Here is a 21400-nt window from a genome sequence, read left to right as displayed (position 1 = left end):
GTGCTGTATGCAAGATTCCATTACCGCATTATGGGAAGAACAAGTGGAACTTCATCCTGATGCCATTGCATTGGTATACAAAGATGCAAGCCTTACCTACAAGGAGCTTAACAGCAGAGCGAATCGATTGGCCCATTATTTAAAATCGTGCGGGGTTGGAGCAGAGAGCCGTGTTGGCTTGTACATGGATCGCTCGTTTGAAATGATCATCAGTATGGTCGCTATTTTAAAGGCAGGCGGGGCCTATGTCCCGCTTGACCCTGCCTACCCTGAGCAACGATTGCTTTATATGCTGCAAGATGCAAGCATTTCGATTGTGCTGACACAAGACAGCTTGAAGTCCAGACTGCCACACGGAATGAAAATCGTTTGTCCTGATCTGGACGCTAGCAAGATCAACAAGGAATCAGATGCGAATGTAGGCGAGAGTACGACTTCGGAAAGTCTAGCCTATTTGATGTATACGTCCGGTTCGACAGGAAATCCCAAAGGGGTACTCATCCCTCACCGAGGGGTGATCCGACTTACGAAGCACGCCTCCTATGTATCACTCACACCGGAAGAAACGATATTGCAACTAGCGTCGATCTCATTCGATGCGGCTACCTTCGAGATATGGGGGAGCTTGCTCAATGGCGCGAGATTGGTGATTTATCCATTTCACGGCCTGTCTCTTGACGAGTTGGGACAAGTGCTGCGTGACGAAAAAATCAGTACGTTATGGCTAACCGCAGGCATTTTTCATCAAATGATCGATTATCGGATCGAAGACTTAAGAGGAGTGCGTCAATTGTTGACTGGCGGCGACATCGTGTCCGCCAAACATGGGCAACGAGCTTTAGACATGTTACCAGATACACTGGTGATTAATGGGTATGGTCCGACAGAGAATACGACATTTACGTGCTACTATCACATAAAAGAGAAGAGTGAGATTCAACATTCCGTTCCAATCGGCCGACCGATCAATGATACCGAGGTCTTTATCCTAAACGATAAACAAAAGCTCGTTCCTGTTGGTCTTGTGGGCGAATTATACGTGGGGGGCAAGGGACTCGCTTTCGGATACTGGAATCGACCGGAGTTGAATCAAGAGAAGTTTATTCCGCATCCATTTCAACAAGACCCTGAAGCGCGATTATACAGGACGGGTGACCTGGTGAAATATGTGCCAGGCAGAGGAATCGAATTTATCGGTCGAAAAGATAATCAAGTAAAAATAAGAGGAAACCGGATTGAGCTCGGTGAAATCGTAGCTGTTCTCAACCAACATGAGAGCGTAAGGGAAGCCGTCGTCCTTGTACATGAATATGGATCCGATGATAAACGCCTGATTGCTTATATCACGGGAGATGGGGATGTCGATGAATGGAAGCGGTATGCGAATGAACAATTGCCGCCTTTCATGGTCCCTTCCTATTTTGTGAAAATGGACGCTTTCCCGCTTACAGCTAACGGGAAGGTAGACCGTCAAGCATTGCCGTTGCCAGAAATGCGCACGATGAAGGATGAATTTGTCGCACCACGTACGGATACCGAGAAGAGGATCGCAGAGATTTGGTATGAAATTTTAAAGGTGGAGCGTCTTAGCATCCATGACTCCTTCTTTGATTTGGGTGGACACTCGCTGCTTGCGACGCAGGTCATATCCCGCTTGCAGGATGCCTTTCATCTGTCGATCCCGTTGCGCATCTTGTTTGAATGCCCGACAATCGCAAGCCTAGATGCCAAAATGATGGAGCTTGGCCGGGATGGCAAAAGAGAACGGACACCAGCTATTGCGAGAGTCTCTCATCGAGACAAGCTGCCGTTATCGCATGCCCAGCAGCGTCTATGGTTTTTGCATCAATTGGAACCGGAAAGTACGGCCTACAACGTTCCTCACATGTGGCGCTTAACAGGGCAGTGGAATGTGCGTGCGTTGGAAACGGGATGGAATGCGCTCCTTCAACGCCATGACATCTTGCGTACTGTGTTTCCGAATGAAGGCGGTCAACCTTTCCAGGCCATTGAACCCTATGTGTATCAAACGTTACCAGTGATCGATCTACGTGATCGACCTGCTGCCGAAAAAGAAGAGCAAATCCACGACTATATCGAACAGGAAGCAGACAAAAGATTTGATCTACAGCGAGGACCCTTGATTCAAGTCAAATTAATCGTCGTCGAAGAGGATCAGCTCCTTTTGCTGTGCACGATGCATCATGTCATTACGGATGGTTGGTCTGAAGATATCTTATTGGAAGAATGGCTGGCCTTTTATGAGGAAGCAGAGAGCGGGGCACGTGCGGAACTACCAGAATTGTCGATTCAATACGCTGATTTCTCGGTATGGCAGCGCGAATGGCTAACGGATGAAGTGATGAGCCAACAACTCGACTATTGGAAAGCGGAGTTGTCCGGGGAGCTACCTGCCTTGCAATTGCCGATCGATCGACCAAGACCAAGCATTCAAACCTATGCCGGAGATATGCATAAAATTGTACTGGCATCCGAATTGCTTGAGAAGCTGAAAGCGTTCAGTCGGCAAGAGAATACCACCCTATTTATGACCCTGATGGCCGCGTACCAAGGCTTTTTATCCAGATATACCGGGCAAAACGATATTTTGGTGGGCAGCCCGATAGCGAACCGTAATGTAAAGGAAATCGAAGGATTGATTGGCTTTTTCGTCAATACGCTCGTCTACCGGGCGAACCTCCAAGACAATCCTACGTTCCAGCAATTACTTGCCCAAGTAAAAGAAAAAGCGCTACAGGCACAGGAATACCAAGATGTCCCGTTTGAAAAAATCGTAGAAATGCTGCAACTGGAGCGCAATACAAGCTACTCCCCGGTATTTCAGACGGTGTTCACATGGGCGGAAATGACAGAGGATGTCTATCGCACGTCCAGTGGGCAATTAGAAAAAATGCCGGTTCAGATCAATGTGGCGAAATTTGATCTTCAGTTATCCATGGGTGAGTCCGAAGACGGCCTCGTGATGAACATGATCTACAACACGGATCTATTTGATCCATCCACCATTGAAAAAATGACAGACCGCTTCGCGCATTGGTTGCAAGAGCTTGTAAACACACCGGATGTGCCGATTGCCTTGCTGGAATTGTTGACTGAGGAAGAACGTCACAGACTCTTACTCGAATGGAATCATACTAGTGGTGACTTTGGAAAAAATGATGGGGCTACAGTCTCTATGCAAGATTCCATCTCCACATTATTTGAAGAACAAGTGGAGCTTCATCCTGACGCCACTGCATTAGCATACAAAGGTACGAGCCTGTCCTATAGAGAGCTTAATAGCAGAGCGAATCAATTGGCGCATTATTTAAAATCGTGCGGAGTAGGAGCAGATAGCCGAGTTGGTTTGTACATGGATCGCTCGTTTGAAATGATCATCAGTATGGTCGCTATTTTAAAGGCAGGCGGTGCCTATGTTCCGCTTGACCCTGCTTACCCTGAGCAACGCCTGCTTTATATGCTGCAAGATGCAAGCATCTCGATTGTACTGACACAAGAAAGCTTGATGTCCAGACTGCCAGATGGATTGAAAATCGTTTGTCCCGACCTGCAAGCTCGTGAGATCAACAAGGAATCAGATACAAATCTAGGCGAGAGTACGACTTCGGAAAGTCTAGCCTATTTGATGTATACGTCCGGTTCGACAGGAAATCCGAAGGGGGTACTCATCCCTCATCGAGGGGTGATCCGACTTACGAAGCATGCCTCTTATGTATCACTCACACCGGAAGAAACCATGCTGCAACTCGCGTCGATCTCATTTGATGCAGCTACCTTCGAAATTTGGGGGAGCCTGCTAAATGGCGCGAAATTGGTGATTTATCCATTTCACGGCCTGTCTCTTGAAGAGTTGGGACAAGTGCTGCGTGACGAGGAAATCAGCACGTTATGGCTAACCGCAGGCGTTTTTCATCAAATGATCGATTACCGGATCGAGTATTTAAAAGGGGTGCGTCAATTGTTGGCTGGCGGCGACATCGTGTCCGCCAAGCATGCGCAACGTGCCTTGGATATGTTACCAGATACATTGGTGATTAACGGGTATGGCCCGACAGAAAACACGACATTTACTTGCTATTATCCTATAAAAAATAAGAGCGAAATCCAGCACTCCGTTCCGATCGGTCGACCGATCAATGATACGGAGGTGTATATCTTAAGCGAAATGTTAAAGGTAGTTCCTGACGGTCTCGTGGGGGAGTTGTATGTGGGAGGCAAGGGACTAGCTTTCGGATACTGGAACCGACCGGAAATGAGCCAAGAGAAGTTTATTCCGCATCCTTTTCAACAAGACTCTGAAGCGAGATTATACAGGACGGGCGACCTGGTGAAATATGTGCCGGGGCGAGGAATCGAATTTATCGGTCGAAAAGATAATCAAGTGAAAATAAGAGGGAACAGGATTGAGCTCGGTGAGATTGTAGCTGTCCTCAGTCAGCATGAGAACGTAAGAGACGCCGTCGTCCTTATACATGAATATGGAGCGGACGATAAACGTCTGATTGCTTATATCGCGGGAGACGGGGATGTCGATGAATGGAAACGGTATGCGAGTGAACAATTGCCATCTTTCATGGTCCCTTCCTATTTTGTGAAAATGGACGTTTTCCCACTTACAGCTAACGGGAAGGTGGATCGTCAAGCATTGCCGCTTCCAGAAATGCGCACGATGAAGGACGAATTTGTCGCACCACGTACGGATACAGAGAATAAGATCGCAGAGATTTGGCGTGAAGTTTTAAAAACGGAAACGGAACGATTGAGTATCCACGATTCCTTTTTCGATTTGGGTGGACACTCGTTGCTTGCGACGCAGGTCATATCCCGCTTGCAGGAAGCCTTTCATCTGTCTATCCCGTTGCGCATCCTGTTTGAATGCCCGACCATCGCAAGTCTAGATGCCAAAATGATGGAGCTTGGCCGGGATGGAATAAAAGAACGGACACCAGCTATTGTGAAAGCCTCGCATCTTGAAAAGCTGCCGTTATCGCATGCCCAGCAGCGTCTATGGTTTTTACATCAATTAGAGCCGGAGAGTACGGCGTACAATGTTCCTCACATGTGGCGCTTAACAGGGCAGTGGAATGCGCAGGCGTTGGAAATGGGATGGAATGCGCTTCTTCAACGCCATGACATTTTGCGCACTGTGTTTTCGAATGAAGGGGGTCAACCTTTCCAAGTCATTGAACCTCATGTGTCTCGAACGTTACCAGTGACTGATCTACGCGATCGACCTGCCTCCGAAAAAGAAGAGCAAATTCACGATATTATCATGCAGGAAGCAGACAGAAGGTTTGATCTACAGCGGGGACCCTTGATTCAAGCAAAGTTAATTGTCGTCGAAGAGGATCAGTTCCTTTTGCTGTGCACCATGCATCACGTCATTACGGATGGCTGGTCAGAGGATATCTTATTGGAAGAATGGTTGGCCTTTTACGAGGAAGCAGAGAGCGGGGCACGTGCGGAGCTGTCAGAATTGCCGATTCAATACGCTGATTTCGCGGTATGGCAGCGTGAATGGCTGACGGATGAAGTGATGGGCCGACAACTGGACTATTGGAAAACCGAGTTGTCCGGGGAGCTTCCTGTCTTGCAATTGCCAATCGATCGACCAAGACCAAGCATTCAAACCTATGCCGGAAATATGCATAAGATGGTGCTGGCAACTGAACTGCTTGAGAAGCTGAAAGCACTCAGTCGGCAAGAGAATACCACCTTATTCATGACCCTACTGGCCGCGTACCAAGGCTTTTTATCCAGATATACCGGACAGACCGATATTTTGGTGGGAAGCCCCATAGCGAACCGACATGTAAAGGAAATCGAAGGATTGATTGGCTTTTTCGTGAATACGCTCGTCTACCGGGCGAACTTCCAAGACAATCCAACGTTCCAGCAATTCCTTGCCCAAGTAAAAGAAAAAGCTCTACAGGCACAGGAGTACCAGGATGTCCCGTTTGAAAAAATCGTAGAAATGCTGCAATTGGAACGCAATACAAGCTACTCCCCGGTATTTCAGACAGTGTTCACATGGGCAGAAATGAAAGAGGATGTCTATCATTCGTTCAGTGGGCAATTAGAAAAAATGCCGGTTCAGATCAATGTGGCGAAATTTGATCTTCAGTTATCCATGGGTGAGTCTGAGGACGGTCTCGTGATGAACATGATCTACAACACGGATTTATTTGATGCATCCACGATTGAAAAAATGACAGAGCACTTCGCAAATTGGTTGCAAGAGCTTGTGAATGCACCGGACGTGCCGATGGCCTTGCTAGAATTGTTGAGCGAGAAAGAACGTCACAAAATCCTCGTGGAGTGGAATGATACAGCAGTCGCCATTCCAGAGAATACATGCCTGCATGATTTGTTTATCGAACAAGCCAAAAAGACACCGGAACTCATTGCAGCTGAATATGGCAGTGAAAAGATGACCTATCAAGAACTGGATAGACGTTCTAACCAGTTAGCGCACTACCTGATTATGCTGGGTGTTGGACCCAATACGCCTGTCGGGATATGTATGAATCGCTCCATCGAGCTTGTCATTTCGATTCTCGGCATCGTAAAGGCTGGCGGAGCATTTCTCCCCTTGGATACCGAAATGCCGCAAGCGAGGATGGCGAAACTGTTGGAAAGCTCCAAAACCAACATTTGTATATCCGAGCCGGAGTTCATGAACCTGTTTGGACAAGCCACTCCTGTGAGATGTATAGATTCCCAAGCGGAAAAAGAAAAAATAGCAAGCATGCCGGAGGGATTGCCGGAGCAAACCGTAAAACCGACAGATTTAGTTTCGATTTATTACACGTCAGGTTCGACCGGAAATCCGAAAGGCGTTGAAAACCTCCATTATGGTTGGGTAAATCGCATGTTATGGATGCAGCGACAACATGGCTTGGGGCAGGGAGAGTCTATTCTGCAAAAAACAACCTTAACATTTGATGATGCAGCTGTTGAGTTTTTTTGGCCATTGTCTGTAGGGGGACGGATATCACTCTTGGAACCATGGCTGCATCGGGACCCTGAGGCGATTATCCAGGCTGCTATTCACTATCAAGTTGCGTGCATTCAATTTGTACCAAGCATGCTCAATATGTTTGTGGACGCCCTTACTCCAGAAGATGCATCCAACTTGCACAAATTAAAAAATGTCATCTCCAGTGGTGAGGCGCTATTACCCGAGACAGTAGGCAAGTTCTTTAAAAAGCTAAATGCCAAACTCCATAATACGTGGGGGGCCACAGAAGTATCGATCGACTCCACCATTTACACATGCTCACCAATGGACGTGCTGGAAAAGGATTGTGTGAGTGTAGGCAAGCCGATTGATAACAACAGAGTCTATGTTCTTGACCAAAATAGGAAGGCTGTCCCAATTGGCGTCATTGGCGACCTTTATATTGGGGGCCTTGGATTGGCCAGAGGCTATCTGCATAATAGCGAGAAAACCCAAGAAGTATTTATGGAGAATCCGTTTGTACCTGGGGAAAGAATATATCGAACCGGCGACAAGGGGTACTTTCTGCCTTCGGGCAACATTAAATTCGTAGGCAGACAAGATAATCAAATCAAGATTAGAGGCATGCGGGTTGAATTGGGTGAAATTGAATCCACATTAAGCAGGCATCCGTCCGTTCGTGAAGCAGCCGTTATTTCTGTGAAAAACGACAGGTCAGCTACCGAATTGGCTGCTTATATCGTGGGGGACGGGGATGTAAACGAATGGCGGGCATTCCTGAAGGAGCATTTGCCTGCTTATATGATTCCAACTTATTTCATGAAGTTGGACAGCATTCCTAAAACCACGAGTGGAAAAATTAACCGAAATAGACTGGAATTACCAGTCATGAAACCAAGCGATTTCTCGATCATTGAGCCGCGCACGATACCTGAAGAACTTATCCACTCCATCTGGTGCGATATATTACAGGTGGATCGGATTTCGATCAAGGACTCATTCTTTGATAGGGGTGGACATTCCTTATTGGCTACGCAAGTCATTTCCCGCATGCGAAATGTTTTGGGGATGGACATACCTTTGCGCACGATTTTTGAGTTTCCAACCATTGAAGCGATTGCCGCCCGTATTTCTGAGATCAAGCAAGGAAGTGAGACGAATACCCGCATCCATGAAGTATCGCGCGTGGAAAATCAGACAGATGTCTCCTTATTCGAAGTATCCCACGGGCAAAGAAGACAATGGTTCCATGCAAAATTCAGTGACCAAGAAGCAGTAGGAGGGGTTTACCTCTTTGAAGTAGACGGTCCCGTTGACAGTCATTCTCTGCACAGGTCTATGGGCCTCATGTTTGAACGTCACAGAATCATGCGCACGACGATTATAGAAAACGAAGGGCAATTGTATCAAAAAGTGCATGACGACCTTGAGGTGGAGAATGCGTTTGTAGATTTGTCTTCGTTATCTGTGACGGAAGGCGAGCAGCGTATCAAAATGGATTTGCAAGTTGCTCTGTACAAGCCATTTGATTTTTCGCGAGAGTCTTTCTTCCGGATGACTTTGTATCGAATCTCATCAACGAAGCACTTCTTCATCTTGAGCGCGCATCATATTGGATTTGATGGCTGGTCGTTAGATGTGTTTATGAATGATCTCGCGGGCATTTATCAACAAGTAAAGAGTGGGGTGCAACAGGAGTTTTCCAAACCATTGGATTATATGGATTACACCTTGTGGCAGCAAGCACGGTTGCAAAATGGAGAACTGAACCGACAGCGGGACTATTGGTTAAAACAACTGCAACAAAATGTAGATGCACCGTTCATACCGCGAGAGACACAATCGTTCACACACGGCAACCGAATTTCAAACGTAGCTTCGCTTCCAATCGAGCAAGTGAAGGGACAATCACTTTTAGAATTGACTCGAATGGCTGGTGGTACCGTCTATACGAGCTTGCTTGCGGCGATCAACATTTGGCTGTCACTCCTCACAGATCAAACCATCATAACTGTCGGCTCGACATTATCTGGCCGCACGCAGACGGATCTAGAAGGAATTATTGGTCCGCTCATCAATCCGGTCGCCATGCGTACAGACTTGTCTGGCAACCCGACTGTATTGGAAATGATGAACAGAACAAGAGAAACCGCATATGGTGCGTACGAGAATCAAGAGTATCCGTACAATTTGGTTGTAGAGGATCAACTAGCTGCCACAGGCGATAAGAAGAGTTTGTATTCCCTTGTTTTTATTGGACAACATGTATCGAACAATCAGCCTGAATCAGATGAAATGACCTTTACAGAATGTCCGTTACGTCGTTTTCTGGATGAAACGATTATCAAAGCATATGAAGGCAGTCACTTTGTTCAAGACGATCAATTGGATATGATGTTATTTTTGTCCACGCGTCATGACCAACTGACGTTAACTGCACATTACAACACGGAAGCATTCAGTGAAAATGCAATGGATACGTTACTAGATCAGTTAAAGCATGTCATTTGCCAAATGATTGACAATCCAATGCAGCGCTTGTCTCAAATAAACTTGGTGGAAGAATATGATTTCAATGAACTATTCAGCTAACTAGTTTATGGCTGTTGGGGCATGCTGGTGAGAGCCGCATGCCCAACCATTACGCAGTTGCGTATCGGGGAGACTACGAATGATGGATAAAACTTTTATCAAAACGATCCCTCTGTCTGAGGCTCAAAAAGATTATTATCTACACTATTTAGTCTATCCAATGAGTCCATATTATCAGGAGCAGTATCTATTCCACTTCGAAAGTCGATTGGATGTATCGGTTACGATCCGTACACTTTACGAGATCGTGAAACGCCACGAAATCTATCGTTCCATTTTTGTTTTGGAAGACGAGCCCATCCAAAAAGTATATAGCGAGCCCATATTGGATTTTGAACATGTGTCTTCCGCTACCTGGGACGACACGATGATTAGAGAATATTTCAATGAGGAGTTCAGCAAGCCTTTTACGCTGGAAGAGGGGCCGTTATTCAGTTGCAGATTGCTCGATTATAAAGAAAGCGGCAGTATTTTATGTTTCAAGTATCACCATATCTGCTTTGATGGGTGGAGTGTTTCGCTCACCCTCGATGAATTTACGATGATCTACCAACTACTGATCACGGGCAATGATCACGAGTTGCAACCACAAATACACCAATACGCGGACTTTGTGGAGTGGGAACAGAATTACATAGCGAGCCCAGAAGGCGAAGCTGCGAGAGGTTTTTGGAAAAAGAAATTGGGTGGGACTCTTGAGCGGGTAGAAGTACCGCCAGATAAAAAGCGTCCGAGTACCCCTTCGTTTAAAGGGGGGATATCATTCTTTACGTTTACCCGCCAACTCCGGGATGAGTTGATTGCTTATCATAAACATCACAAATATCCTACGGATGTCATTTATTTATCCCTTTTTAGTGCTTTTCTTTATCGGATAACTGGACAAGACGACATCATTGTTGGCGTACCGAGATACGGCAGGCCAAAAAGAGAGTTTCATACGATCATGGGACCGTGTATGGTAATGCTTCCCCTGCGAATCAAAATTCCTAAGAACAGCTCGCTTCGTGAATTGGCAAAGCAGATTCATGAAGAATTGTTTTTATGTTCACAGTATCAAAACTATCCAATCTCTTTGATTACAGCTGAATTGCAATATGAGCGCGATAAAAAATATGCTTCCTTTTTTTCAACGGCTTTCGTCCATCAAAAAGCGATTAAGCAAGATGCAGCGATTATGCTGGGCAATGCGCAAAATACTTTTCATAGCAATGGCCTTACCGTAAGCACCTATCCGATTGGCAAAGATGTATCCCAGTATGATTTATGTTTGGTCGTTGAAAAGGACAACCATCATGACATACTGGCAGGATTCGAATACAATTCGGATATTTTGGATGAAGAAACCATTGCCAAATGGGTTTCCGACTTTGAACGCACCAGTCTTTCTCTTTTGAAAAATGATGGTGAAAACATCCCTGCACATGCAGGCAAGCCCGCTGATTGGATGGAGAGTCTTTCCACTTTGCCTTCCCTCAAGATATTGCCAGAGGACGTCATCCCACTCTCTACCGACTCAGTAAAGTTCGAGGAAGTGACGTTTGAATGGACATGCTTGCGGGAGGCTGGGATATCTCATCTGCCTAAAGTTTGGGATGCCTCTTCCTATGCGATATTCATGACCGTATTTCTCGTACTTTTGTATGCAGAAACCGAGAAGGAGGATTTGGCTTTGGCATTTCGTGCGGGGTGGGACGAGAGCGAGGATGTCCCAAGCTCCCTGCTTTTACGAGCTGATCTGACAGGCAATCCACTACTTGGCGATTTGGTTTTGCAAATACAAAGCAAGTTAAAAGAAGCCCATTATCATCAAGCGTCCTTTCCTAACGCTCACGAGCCTCAACTCTTATTTGAAATGAGTAAGAATAAATATCCCTCCACGATTGATTTTCAATTCCGCATCCATGAATCTAACAACCACATACATGGCGCTATTACCTATAAATCGAATGTATTCAAGAGGGAGACAGTGCAACGGATCTGTACCCAATATGAATACTTGTTGGGAAGTGTGACAGCCGAGTCGCATCAAAGAATCCGCGAGATTGTCAGTCATCTGAACAGCCAATTTCTAACCAGTGATGATTTTGAACAATTATTTCTGTAGCGAAAGAGGTGCACTGGCTTGAAGCATTTAACAAAAGAGAACGTACTGGAAGTCATAGAGCTTTCCATGGTGCAAAAGCAATTATTACGTCCTGACAAGATGACAACCATGCGCTATCTCATCGAGCACCGTCTCGAACTGGAACGCATTCAAGAAACGTGGAAGGAATTAATTAGCCAGACGCCGGTGATGCGAACAGTTTTCCGCCAGCTTAAAAATAAACATGTACAAGTCGTATTGAAGGAGCTACCCATTCCTATTGACTGGCACGATGTACGGGAATTATCTCCTGAACAGCAAGAGCAAGTCTATCTCTCTACACTTACAGCCCATCAGGAGCCCATTCCGTATGAGGAGGGGCCATTGATCCGGGTATCGATTTTGCAGATGGACGCCAATCAATCCGTCCTCATCTGGACTCATCATGCATTAAGTATGGACGATGCCAGTCGCGAGCTTCTTGTAGCGGAATGGCTGAAACGGGTACGGGGTAATCAGCCATCTGCCGACCAGCGGGCCTCATTCAAAGAGTATGTTGCTTGGGAGTCAAGCCAAGATGGCTCCAAAGTCAAAAGCTTTTGGGCAGATCAATTCCAAGGCTATGAAAGCGAGAATGTGTTTTATCCAGTACAAGGGGCACAGAAGGATGCGAGCCATCCGATCACTTGCAACGCTGTTCTTTCCGAAGCGGTAACCACGTCCATCAGAAGGATGGCATTCGAGCAGCGAGTATCCATAGAGGCCATCTTTCAGGCTGCTTGGCTCCTCTTGGAGAATATGTACAGTGGCGAGGACAAGCTGGTCATTGGGGTTACCGTCTCTGGCAGACCGGAAACATGGAAAGAGGCGAATACCATTATTGGGCCACTGGCTCACAGCTTACCTGTTTTGCAGACCGTGCATGCGAATCAAAAAGTGCGTGATGTCGTAAAGGATGTCGAGGAAAGCTGGGAACAACTACAGCAAAATGATATGGCCACACTAGACATGGTCCGTAACTATGCAGGCATCCGAGAAACTGATCTTATATTTGGAACGACATTGACGATACGGAATGGTGCAGAAGATCACCAGGAATCTGCCATGCTTTATCGTGGCGGCCTCGAAACAGTGGAGATAGTGGTGACGGTCGGGCAGCTCATGAAAATTCAAATTTTCCATATGAATGCGTCCTCTACGAGTGAACTGGAACGATTGCAGTCCCATTACATCCATATGCTCGAGCAGATTTGCTCAGAGGCAGATAGGAGCATCAGCGATCTGAACATCGTGACGGATGAAGAACAAGAGATCATGACGAAGGTGATGGGTAATTTCGCGAAGTCGAATCGCAGTATGGAGCAATTTGCGTACCAAATCATAGAAGAGCAGGTCAAACGCAATCCTGACGCTGTTGCTGCTATCGATGGGAAGCAATCCATCACCTACCGGGAATTGAATGAGGAATCGAACCGATTGGCGCATTGGTTGCGAAGACAAGGATTTGGCCGAAATGATCTTGCTTGCCTATTTGCTGAGAGAAGCGTCGACATGCTGCTTGGCATTCTGGCTGTACTGAAAGCAGGAGGGGCCTATGTCCCGCTTGATACAGCCCATCCCGATCAACGACTCCTTACGATTCTTGATAACAGCAAGGCGAAGGTTTTACTGACCGAGGCGCGTTTCCAATCGCGTAGCATGGCCTTGGCAGACAGATTGGAGCACAGGCCAGTTGTGTTTTGCCTGAACAAAGGGGACGGGACAGGCTCGGACATTTCTTCCTTGCAAGCGTCGGATACATCGAATCCAGAGATCATCAACGAGCATGCTGATTTGGCAAACGTCTTTTTTACCTCAGGCTCCACTGGTATGCCAAAAGGGGCAATGATCGAGCATAGCGGCATGCTGAATCATCTTTACGCCAAAATGGATGTCCTTGGACTGAATGAAGATAGCATCGTAGCGCAGAATGCTTCTCATTGCTTTGATATATCGGTGTGGCAATTCCTGGCTCCCTTGATGGCAGGGGGTAAGTTAGTGATTTACGACAACGAGACGGCTACTGATCCGGATGCATTGCTCCAAGCCTTGAATCGAGACGGTGTCACCGTAATTCAGATGGTCCCAGCGATGATAGAAGCATTGCACAATGCTGCACTGACTCTCCCGCCGGAACAGCATGCGTTGCCTCAATTGCAATACATGATTTCTACTGGTGAAGGATTGCCAGTTACCCTGTGCCAAAAGTGGCAAAGCCTGTATCCCGATGTGATTGTAGTGAACACGTATGGAGCTACGGAGTGCTCAGATGATACGATGCATGAAATCATTGATCGTTCGTATGCGCATGATGATTATCCTTATGTGGCCTTGGGAAGCTCGATCGCCAATATGAAGCACTATGTGCTGGACAAATGGATGCGCTCCGTTCCGGTTGGTTGTGTCGGGGAAATCTACATTTCTGGAACTGGCGTAGGGCGGGGGTATCTCCATGATGCTGAACGCACTGAGCTAGCATTTTCAGAAAATCCATTTTTGCAGGGTAGAAAAGAACGGCTATATAAAACAGGCGATTTGGGACGTTATTTGTCAAATGGGAGACTCGTATTTGTTACGCGTGCTGATTTTCAGGTGAAGGTACGCGGACATCGCATAGAGCTCGGCGAGATAGAAAATGCCCTTTTACGTCACACGCTGGTGAGACAGTGTGTAGCGGTTGCACGGGAAGATGAAAATGGGCAGAACGGAATTGTTTGCTATGTGGTCATGCATGAACAGCAGAGTGAGCATGAGCTGCAAGCCTATCTCAGAACGATCTTGCCGGAGTATATGGTTCCGGAGCGAATCGTCATTCTGGATGCAATGCCACTGAATCGCAACGGAAAAGTAGACAAAAAAGCATTGCCAGAGACAGACGTGATTCAAAAGAAGTCTGAAGCATTCGTCGCTCCTCGCAACGATCTGGAACGAAGCTTGGCAGCTATCTGGCGTACCGTGCTAAACATAGAGGACATCGGGATCGACGATGACTTTTTCCAGCTTGGCGGGCATTCTATGAAAACGATTCAGGTTCGCTTGCGCATGAAAAGAGAGATGGGCATAGAGGTTACCATCAAGGACTTATTCGAGCATCGAACCATTCGGGAGTTATCCTCCCTGTTTCATCACGAGGAAGCGCTGTCCACAGGTGAGCTCCATACGCAACATGATCGATCAACGATCCCCAAGGCAACAGAGCAAGCGTATTACCCGGTGTCACATGCGCAGAGGAGACTGTTTTTCATTCAGCAGCTAGAGCCTGAGAATACGGCTTATAATATGCCGACGATCTACCATATCACGGGACCATTGAAGGAGCGTGTCCTGCATCAGGCATTCGGGTTGCTAGTAAAAAGACATGAAGTGCTGCGAACAAAGTTCCTGTTAAGAGACGGACGCCCCGTTCAACAGGTGCTGCCGAGCAATGACTTCACCTATGCATTTGTCGATCTTTCCAAGGAGTCAGAAGCGTCGAAGCAAGAAGCAATTGATCTGATTATCCAAAAAGAGACGGAAACCAGCTTTGATTTTGACAGGGATACATTGTTTCGGGTGAAGTTATGCAAGGCTGCGGAAGAAAAATACGTATTGTTAATGAACATGCATCACATGATCAGTGATCAATGGTCATGGGGGATATTGATGAAGGATTTAGGCACCATCTACGAATCCTTGCATCAAGGGGTAGACCTCGAATTGCCAGAGTTGAGCATCCAGTATAAAGATTACGCAGTCTGGCAAAATCAGTCGATTCATCATGGAGAGCTGGCAGAATCAGAAGCTTATTGGCTGAAGACATTCGAAAAAGAGATCCCAGTATTGGACTTGCCGACAGATTGCCAGAGACAGCCTGTACAAACGTATTTTTCGGCAACGGAATCTTATCAAATTCCGGAAAAAGCGTTTAGCCGCATGAAAGAGATTGCTCAGCAACATGATGCCTCCATGTTTATGGTGATTTTATCAACGATAGGCATTTGGCTGTCCAAGCTAACCAATCAACAGGATATCATCATCGGTACTCCGGAGGCTGGCCGGAACCACATGGATATTGAACAGGTCATTGGATTTTTTATTAACACACTCCCGTTGAGACTAGAAGTCAATCAGGAGCATACCTTCATCGAGGCGTTACACGTTTGGCGCCAGCAAGCACTGGAGTCTTACATGCATCATGAGTATCCATTCGATAAATTGGTCGAAAAAATTAATCCGGAAAGAGATGTTAGCCGCAATCCTATTTTTTCTTTCATGTTCCAATATATTGAAAAAACGGAAGAGGAAAATGAAATAAATGGCTTGGAAATGACAGCTGTTGAATCCTATAACTCCATGACGAATTTCGATTTATCGCTCGTATGCATGGACCTAGAAAATGGAGCGGGTTTGACTGTCGAATATCGCACGGATTTATTTAAGCCAGAAACGGTTCAACGGATGCTCAAATATTTGGGCAACATCATCGAACAGGTAGCCAATCAACCAGATATCCATTTCAAGCATATCGAATTGTTGTCAGTGGAAGAAAAACAGGCAATGATCTCTGCCTATAAGGAAGTTTCTTTTACCAATGGGGATGAGCATAAAACAATCATCGAGCTATTCGAGGAGCAAACAGAGAAAACCCCGGATCGCATTTCTCTCGCTTTTGAAGAGCAAGAACTGTCTTATTCAGAACTGAATAAACGGGTGAATCAGCTGGCGCGGACATTGGTAGCTGCGGGCGTCCATGCAAATCAAATGGTGGGGATCATCGCAGAACGGTCCATAGAGATGATCGTTGGCGTATTGGCGATTGTGAAAGCGGGTGGAGCCTACGTCCCCATTGACCCTGATTATCCGGAAGAGCGTATACGGTACATGCTGGAACATTCGGGAGCAGAAGTTTTGCTGTTGCATCAGTCGGTACGCAACAAAGTGAATACTGACAAAAAAATGATCCTGCTTGACGATGAGGAGTCCTATCATCAGGAGAATACGAATCTCGGGTTACCTGTTCAGTTTGATCAGCTTGCTTATGTGATTTATACATCAGGCACTACGGGAACGCCAAAGGGAGTCATGATTGAACACCGACAGCTTCATTCGCTTGCGCAGGCATGGAAACAAGAATACAAGCTGGATGAATTCCCCGTCAGAAGTTTGCAATGGGCAAGTTTTTCTTTTGATGTGTTTACGGGTGATTATATGAGATGCCTGTTAAACGGTGGGAAACTGGTTATTTGCCCAAAAGATGCGAGAGTGGATTTGGAGCGCCTTTACTACCTGATGGAAAAGCATGAGATTAATCTGTTTGAATCGACTCCCGTCCTTGTGATTCCTTTCATGGACTATCTCTATGAAAATGGGCTCAACATAGACTTCATGAAAATATTGATTCTTGGCTCGGATCAATGCCCGTTACATGCCTTTCACAAACTTGTTGATCGATACGGAAGCACAATGAGAATCTTAAACAGCTATGGAGTGACGGAGGCTACCATTGATTCCTCCTATTATGAAAGAGATAAACAGCAAGATTACAAATTTCTGCCGATTGGCAAGCCTTTGCCAGGGGTGAAGATGTATATTCTGGACGCCAATCTTCATGTGCAGCCTGTGGGTGTCCCAGGAGAACTGTATATTGGAGGCTTGGGAGTAGGAAAAGGATATTTCAAGCGGTCAGATTTGACGAATGAAAAATTCGTTCCCAATCCGTTTTGTATCGGTGAAAGCATGTATAAGACAGGGGATATGGCTCGATGGCTCCCCAGCGGAGATATTGAATTTTTAAGGCGATTGGATAATCAGGTAAAAATACGTGGGAATCGAATCGAATTAGAAGAAATCGAAGCGGAATTACGAAAAATGGACGATATTCGCGACGCGGTCGTTATCGCAAGAGCGGATGAATCCGGTCAAAAAAGGCTGGTTGCATTCTTTGTAGCTGTAAAAGCTGTGGAATCGAACGTATTGAGAGAGTCGCTGCGGAAGTCGTTACCGGCATTTATGGTCCCAGCCCATTTTGTTCAGCTAGATGAAATACCAGTAACGCCGAATGGAAAGATTGATCGAAAAGCGTTAGTGGATATCAACATCGTCTTGCAGAGTGAAATGGAATATGTGGAGCCCCAAACGGACAACGAGAAGATATTGGTAGCTGTGTGGCAAGACGTTTTACATGAGAAAAAGATTGGGACTTTGGATCATTTCTTTGAACTTGGTGGCGACTCTATCAAATCGATTCAAGTTTCATCGCAATTAGCAGCTTTGGGATACAAGATGGAGATTCGAGATCTTTTCAAATATCCAACGATCGCAGAACTGAGTACAAAACTGAAACTGATGAATAGGAAAATTGACCAAAAGGATGTGGAAGGCGTTGTACCACTGACCCCGATTCAGCATTGGTTGATACAAGAACACAGTCAGCATCTCCATCACTATAACCAATCTTTTGTGTTGTACCGCAAAGAGCGGTTTGACGAGGAGATAGTTCGCAAAGTCGTCGATAAGCTCGTACAGCACCATGATGCACTGCGAATGATTTTCCGCCAAACAGAGACAGGTTATGAGGCTTATAATCGAGGCGTCAACACTAGCGACATGTATCGTCTGGAGATTTGGGACTATCAAAACAAGAATGGGTCTGAGATCGAACAAGCGATGGACTTGAAATGCAGTGAAATTCAATCGAGGCTTAACATTTTTGATGGCCCATTAATGAGGCTAGGGTTATTCCAATGCTCGGATGGCGATCACTTGCTTATTGCTGTTCATCATTTAGTCGTAGACGGGGTATCATGGCGCATTTTAATCGACGATTTCAAAACAGCTTATGGGCAGCTCCTCCGTAATGAAGAGATTCGTTTCCCTTTAAAAAGTGATTCAATCCAATTATGGGCGCAACAATTGAACGAGTATGCCAATAGCGAAAGGCTCGAGCAAGAGCGTGAATATTGGAATCGAATCGAGGAAAGGGACACTCATTCGTTGCCAACCGATTACGATGAGCAAAAACCGCTTCGGAAAACAACCAGGACGAAAACGGTCATGATGGATCAGCAGCAAACCGAGGAATTGCTAAAACAAGCCAATCGTGCCTATCAGACGGAAATCGATGAACTTTTGTTGGCTGCTATTGGAATGGGCTTTAAAAAATGGGCAAATATCGATCGCGTCGTCTTGAATATGGAAGGGCATGGTAGGGAATCGATTTTACCAGATCTGAACATTAACCGCACAGTGGGATGGTTCACGAGTGAATATCCAGTGATGGTAGATGTCGGGAACGAAATGAATCCGTCAGCTATCATTCCTAAAATCAAAAAAGATGTACGAAGAATACCACATAAAGGGATTCACTACGGTATATTGAAATATTTGTCTGCAAAATCGCCAAACACCACCATGAATGTACATCCTGAGGTCAGTTTTAATTATTTGGGACAATTTGATATGGATCGAAAAGAAAAGGATGACGACATTCAATTGTCCACATTCTCAGGCGGAGAATCAATGAGTCTGGAGCAGTTCCGGGAATGCAAGATTGACATTGAGTGCGTGGTGTTGAATGGAAGCTTTCACTTTATGGTAGCTTACAGCGAGGCACAGTATAAAACGGAAACCATCGAACGACTTACTGCATGCCTTCAGGATAGTCTTAGGGAAGTCCTCCAACACTGCATGATGAAATTGCGCAACAATCCTGATCACGAAATCGCTGGAGAATGGGTGGACTTCGAAGCAGTGATAGACGGATTTTTCGACTCTTCTACGATGAGTGATCTTCCTGGCGCAATTGCGGTGGTAGTCCAACACGGTCAAGTGAAAGTAAAGAAGGCTTACGGTTACGCCAATCTATCAGAGAAAGTGCCCATGAGTGCAGATGAAACCGTAGTCAAGGTAGGTTCGATTTCCAAACTCGTAACAGTCGCTGCCATTTTGAAGCTAGTGGAGCAAGGTATGATTGGATGGAACGAGGATGTTCAGCAATACCTCGATGTTGAAATATCGAGAAGGGTTGAGGGCCCACTAACGGTAGAACATTTACTCAGTTACACAACAGGGTTTGACTCGCCAGACGCGGGAAATGATCAAAGCTATCATTTTGGCGGGCGTGACTCCCTAACGTTACGAGAGTATATTCACCGCTATATGCCAACCGTGATTTACAAGCCTGGCGAACAATATGAGAATGAGAATTTTGCCTTTATGCTGGCGGGGTATCTGGTGGAAAGAGTGACGGGAGTTTCCTTTGATCGCTATGTAAGAGAGCACTTCTTTACGCCTCTCGAAATGACAGACAGCAGTTTTCTACTACAACCAGAATTAGAGGCGAAGATGGCCACAGGCTATGATCTGGAAAATCAGGCCGTGCAAAAGTACGATTTCAGCCCTGCAATCTCACCAGACGGCAGCATGCTCTCCACGGGGCACGATATCGCCACATTCATGCTGGCTCTCTTACGTGGAGGCGCTGATGGCAAAGGATCAATTTTAGAGGCGGATTCGATAGACAAAATGTTCTCCAGTAAATCAGTACCTCATCCAACAGGGGCAAATACAGGGTATGGATTTACGGTAAAATTCCACCCAGAATACGTACATGAGAATATTTTGGCGAAGGCAGGCGAGGTCATAGGCTTTAACTCCTTTATGTGGTTCCTGCCAGAAAAACAAATGGGGGTCTTTGTTAGTACAAATAAAAGTCAATTCAACAAAATTGAATTTTTCGATTACTTCATGAAGCGCTATCGTCCTGCGGAAGCGATCATCATGTAAATCATATTCGTGTAAACGGGGGGGCCACTATGAGCATGATTAAGACTAGTTCCATTAGTCGTTTTCCGAATACGAATGACGTAGGAATCGGTGTATCTATCGGTACTTTTGGGGAACTACTGCAGGGGATTCTAGAGGAAAATAATCTGGATTTTCTGGTGACTTTGCCTATCAAAAATGCATCCTACGCTACTTTTTATTCGATTCCAACCTTACAGGAGATCATCATCGTGCCACGCTCCAAGCAAAAATCAAAAAGGTTGGCGGAAAAAATCATTCAGCACTATGGATTGCCGGCAGGTGGAATTTTAGAGATCAACTCAGAACTTCCGGTTGGAAAAGGCTTGGCAAGCTCATCAGCAGATTTGGTGGCTGCCTCCAGAGCGGTTGGAAATTGTTTCGATATAAGCATTGAGCCTTCATTACTAGAGTGGTTTTTGTCGAGTATTGAGCCGACGGATGGCGTTATGTATGAGGGGGCGGTTTCTTACTACCATAAAGAAGTCAGATTGCGAGAATACATCGGGGAACTGCCGGCATTATGCATTTTAAGTATTGATGAGGGAGGAACCATCGATACCGTTGAGTTCAATAAGCGAACAAAGCCCTATACCCAAGAAGACAAGATGGAGTACAGTGTGTTGTTACAAAAAATCACGAAAGCAATCAGAGAAAGAGATGTCCACATGATAGGTGCCGTCTCTTCCCGAAGTGCGATCTTGAATCAAAAGATTCTGCCCAAAAAATTATTGCCGGAAGTCATGGAGATCAACGAGAAAATTGGCGGGTTAGGTACTGTTGTGGCACATAGTGGGACCAGCCTCGGTATTTTATTGTTGAAAGAAGAACCTGATTTCTATCAAAAGCTGGAACTGGGGTATAGATGGTTAAGTGAACTGAATAAAGAAGTGCATGTGTACCACACCTAGAGGATCAGA

At 45.8% G+C, this 21400-nt stretch carries 4 protein-coding genes; all 4 read left to right on the top strand.

Going from position 1 to position 21400, the window contains the following annotated elements; all coding sequences use genetic code 11:
- The first annotated feature begins 7 nt into the window (after positions 1 to 7).
- The 4 genes from HPY28_RS19050 (at position 8) to HPY28_RS19035 (ending at position 21391) form a co-directional block, all read left to right on the top strand.
- On the top strand, positions 8 to 9574 hold the full coding sequence (locus HPY28_RS19050; RefSeq protein ID WP_174231171.1) for a non-ribosomal peptide synthetase: 9567 nt from the start codon (positions 8 to 10) through the stop codon (positions 9572 to 9574).
- A 79-nt stretch (positions 9575 to 9653) separates the two neighbouring features.
- The gene (locus tag HPY28_RS19045) at positions 9654 to 11681 is read left to right on the top strand and encodes a condensation domain-containing protein (RefSeq protein WP_174231170.1); all 2028 of its coding nucleotides are present in this window, start codon (positions 9654 to 9656) and stop codon (positions 11679 to 11681) included.
- Between the two features lie 18 nt (positions 11682 to 11699).
- Positions 11700 to 20462 (top strand): non-ribosomal peptide synthetase, encoded by an 8763-nt coding sequence (locus tag HPY28_RS19040; protein WP_174231169.1) that lies wholly within the window; start codon positions 11700 to 11702, stop codon positions 20460 to 20462.
- A gap of 29 nt (positions 20463 to 20491) precedes the next feature.
- Positions 20492 to 21391, top strand: coding sequence for a GHMP family kinase ATP-binding protein (locus HPY28_RS19035; protein ID WP_069851614.1), 900 nt, complete (start codon positions 20492 to 20494; stop codon positions 21389 to 21391).
- Positions 21392 to 21400 lie beyond the last annotated feature (9 nt).

Source organism: Brevibacillus sp. HB1.2 (genome assembly GCF_013332495.1).
Taxonomy (GTDB): Bacteria; Bacillota; Bacilli; order Brevibacillales; family Brevibacillaceae; genus Brevibacillus; species Brevibacillus porteri.
This window is presented reverse-complemented; position numbering and strand designations above follow the sequence as displayed.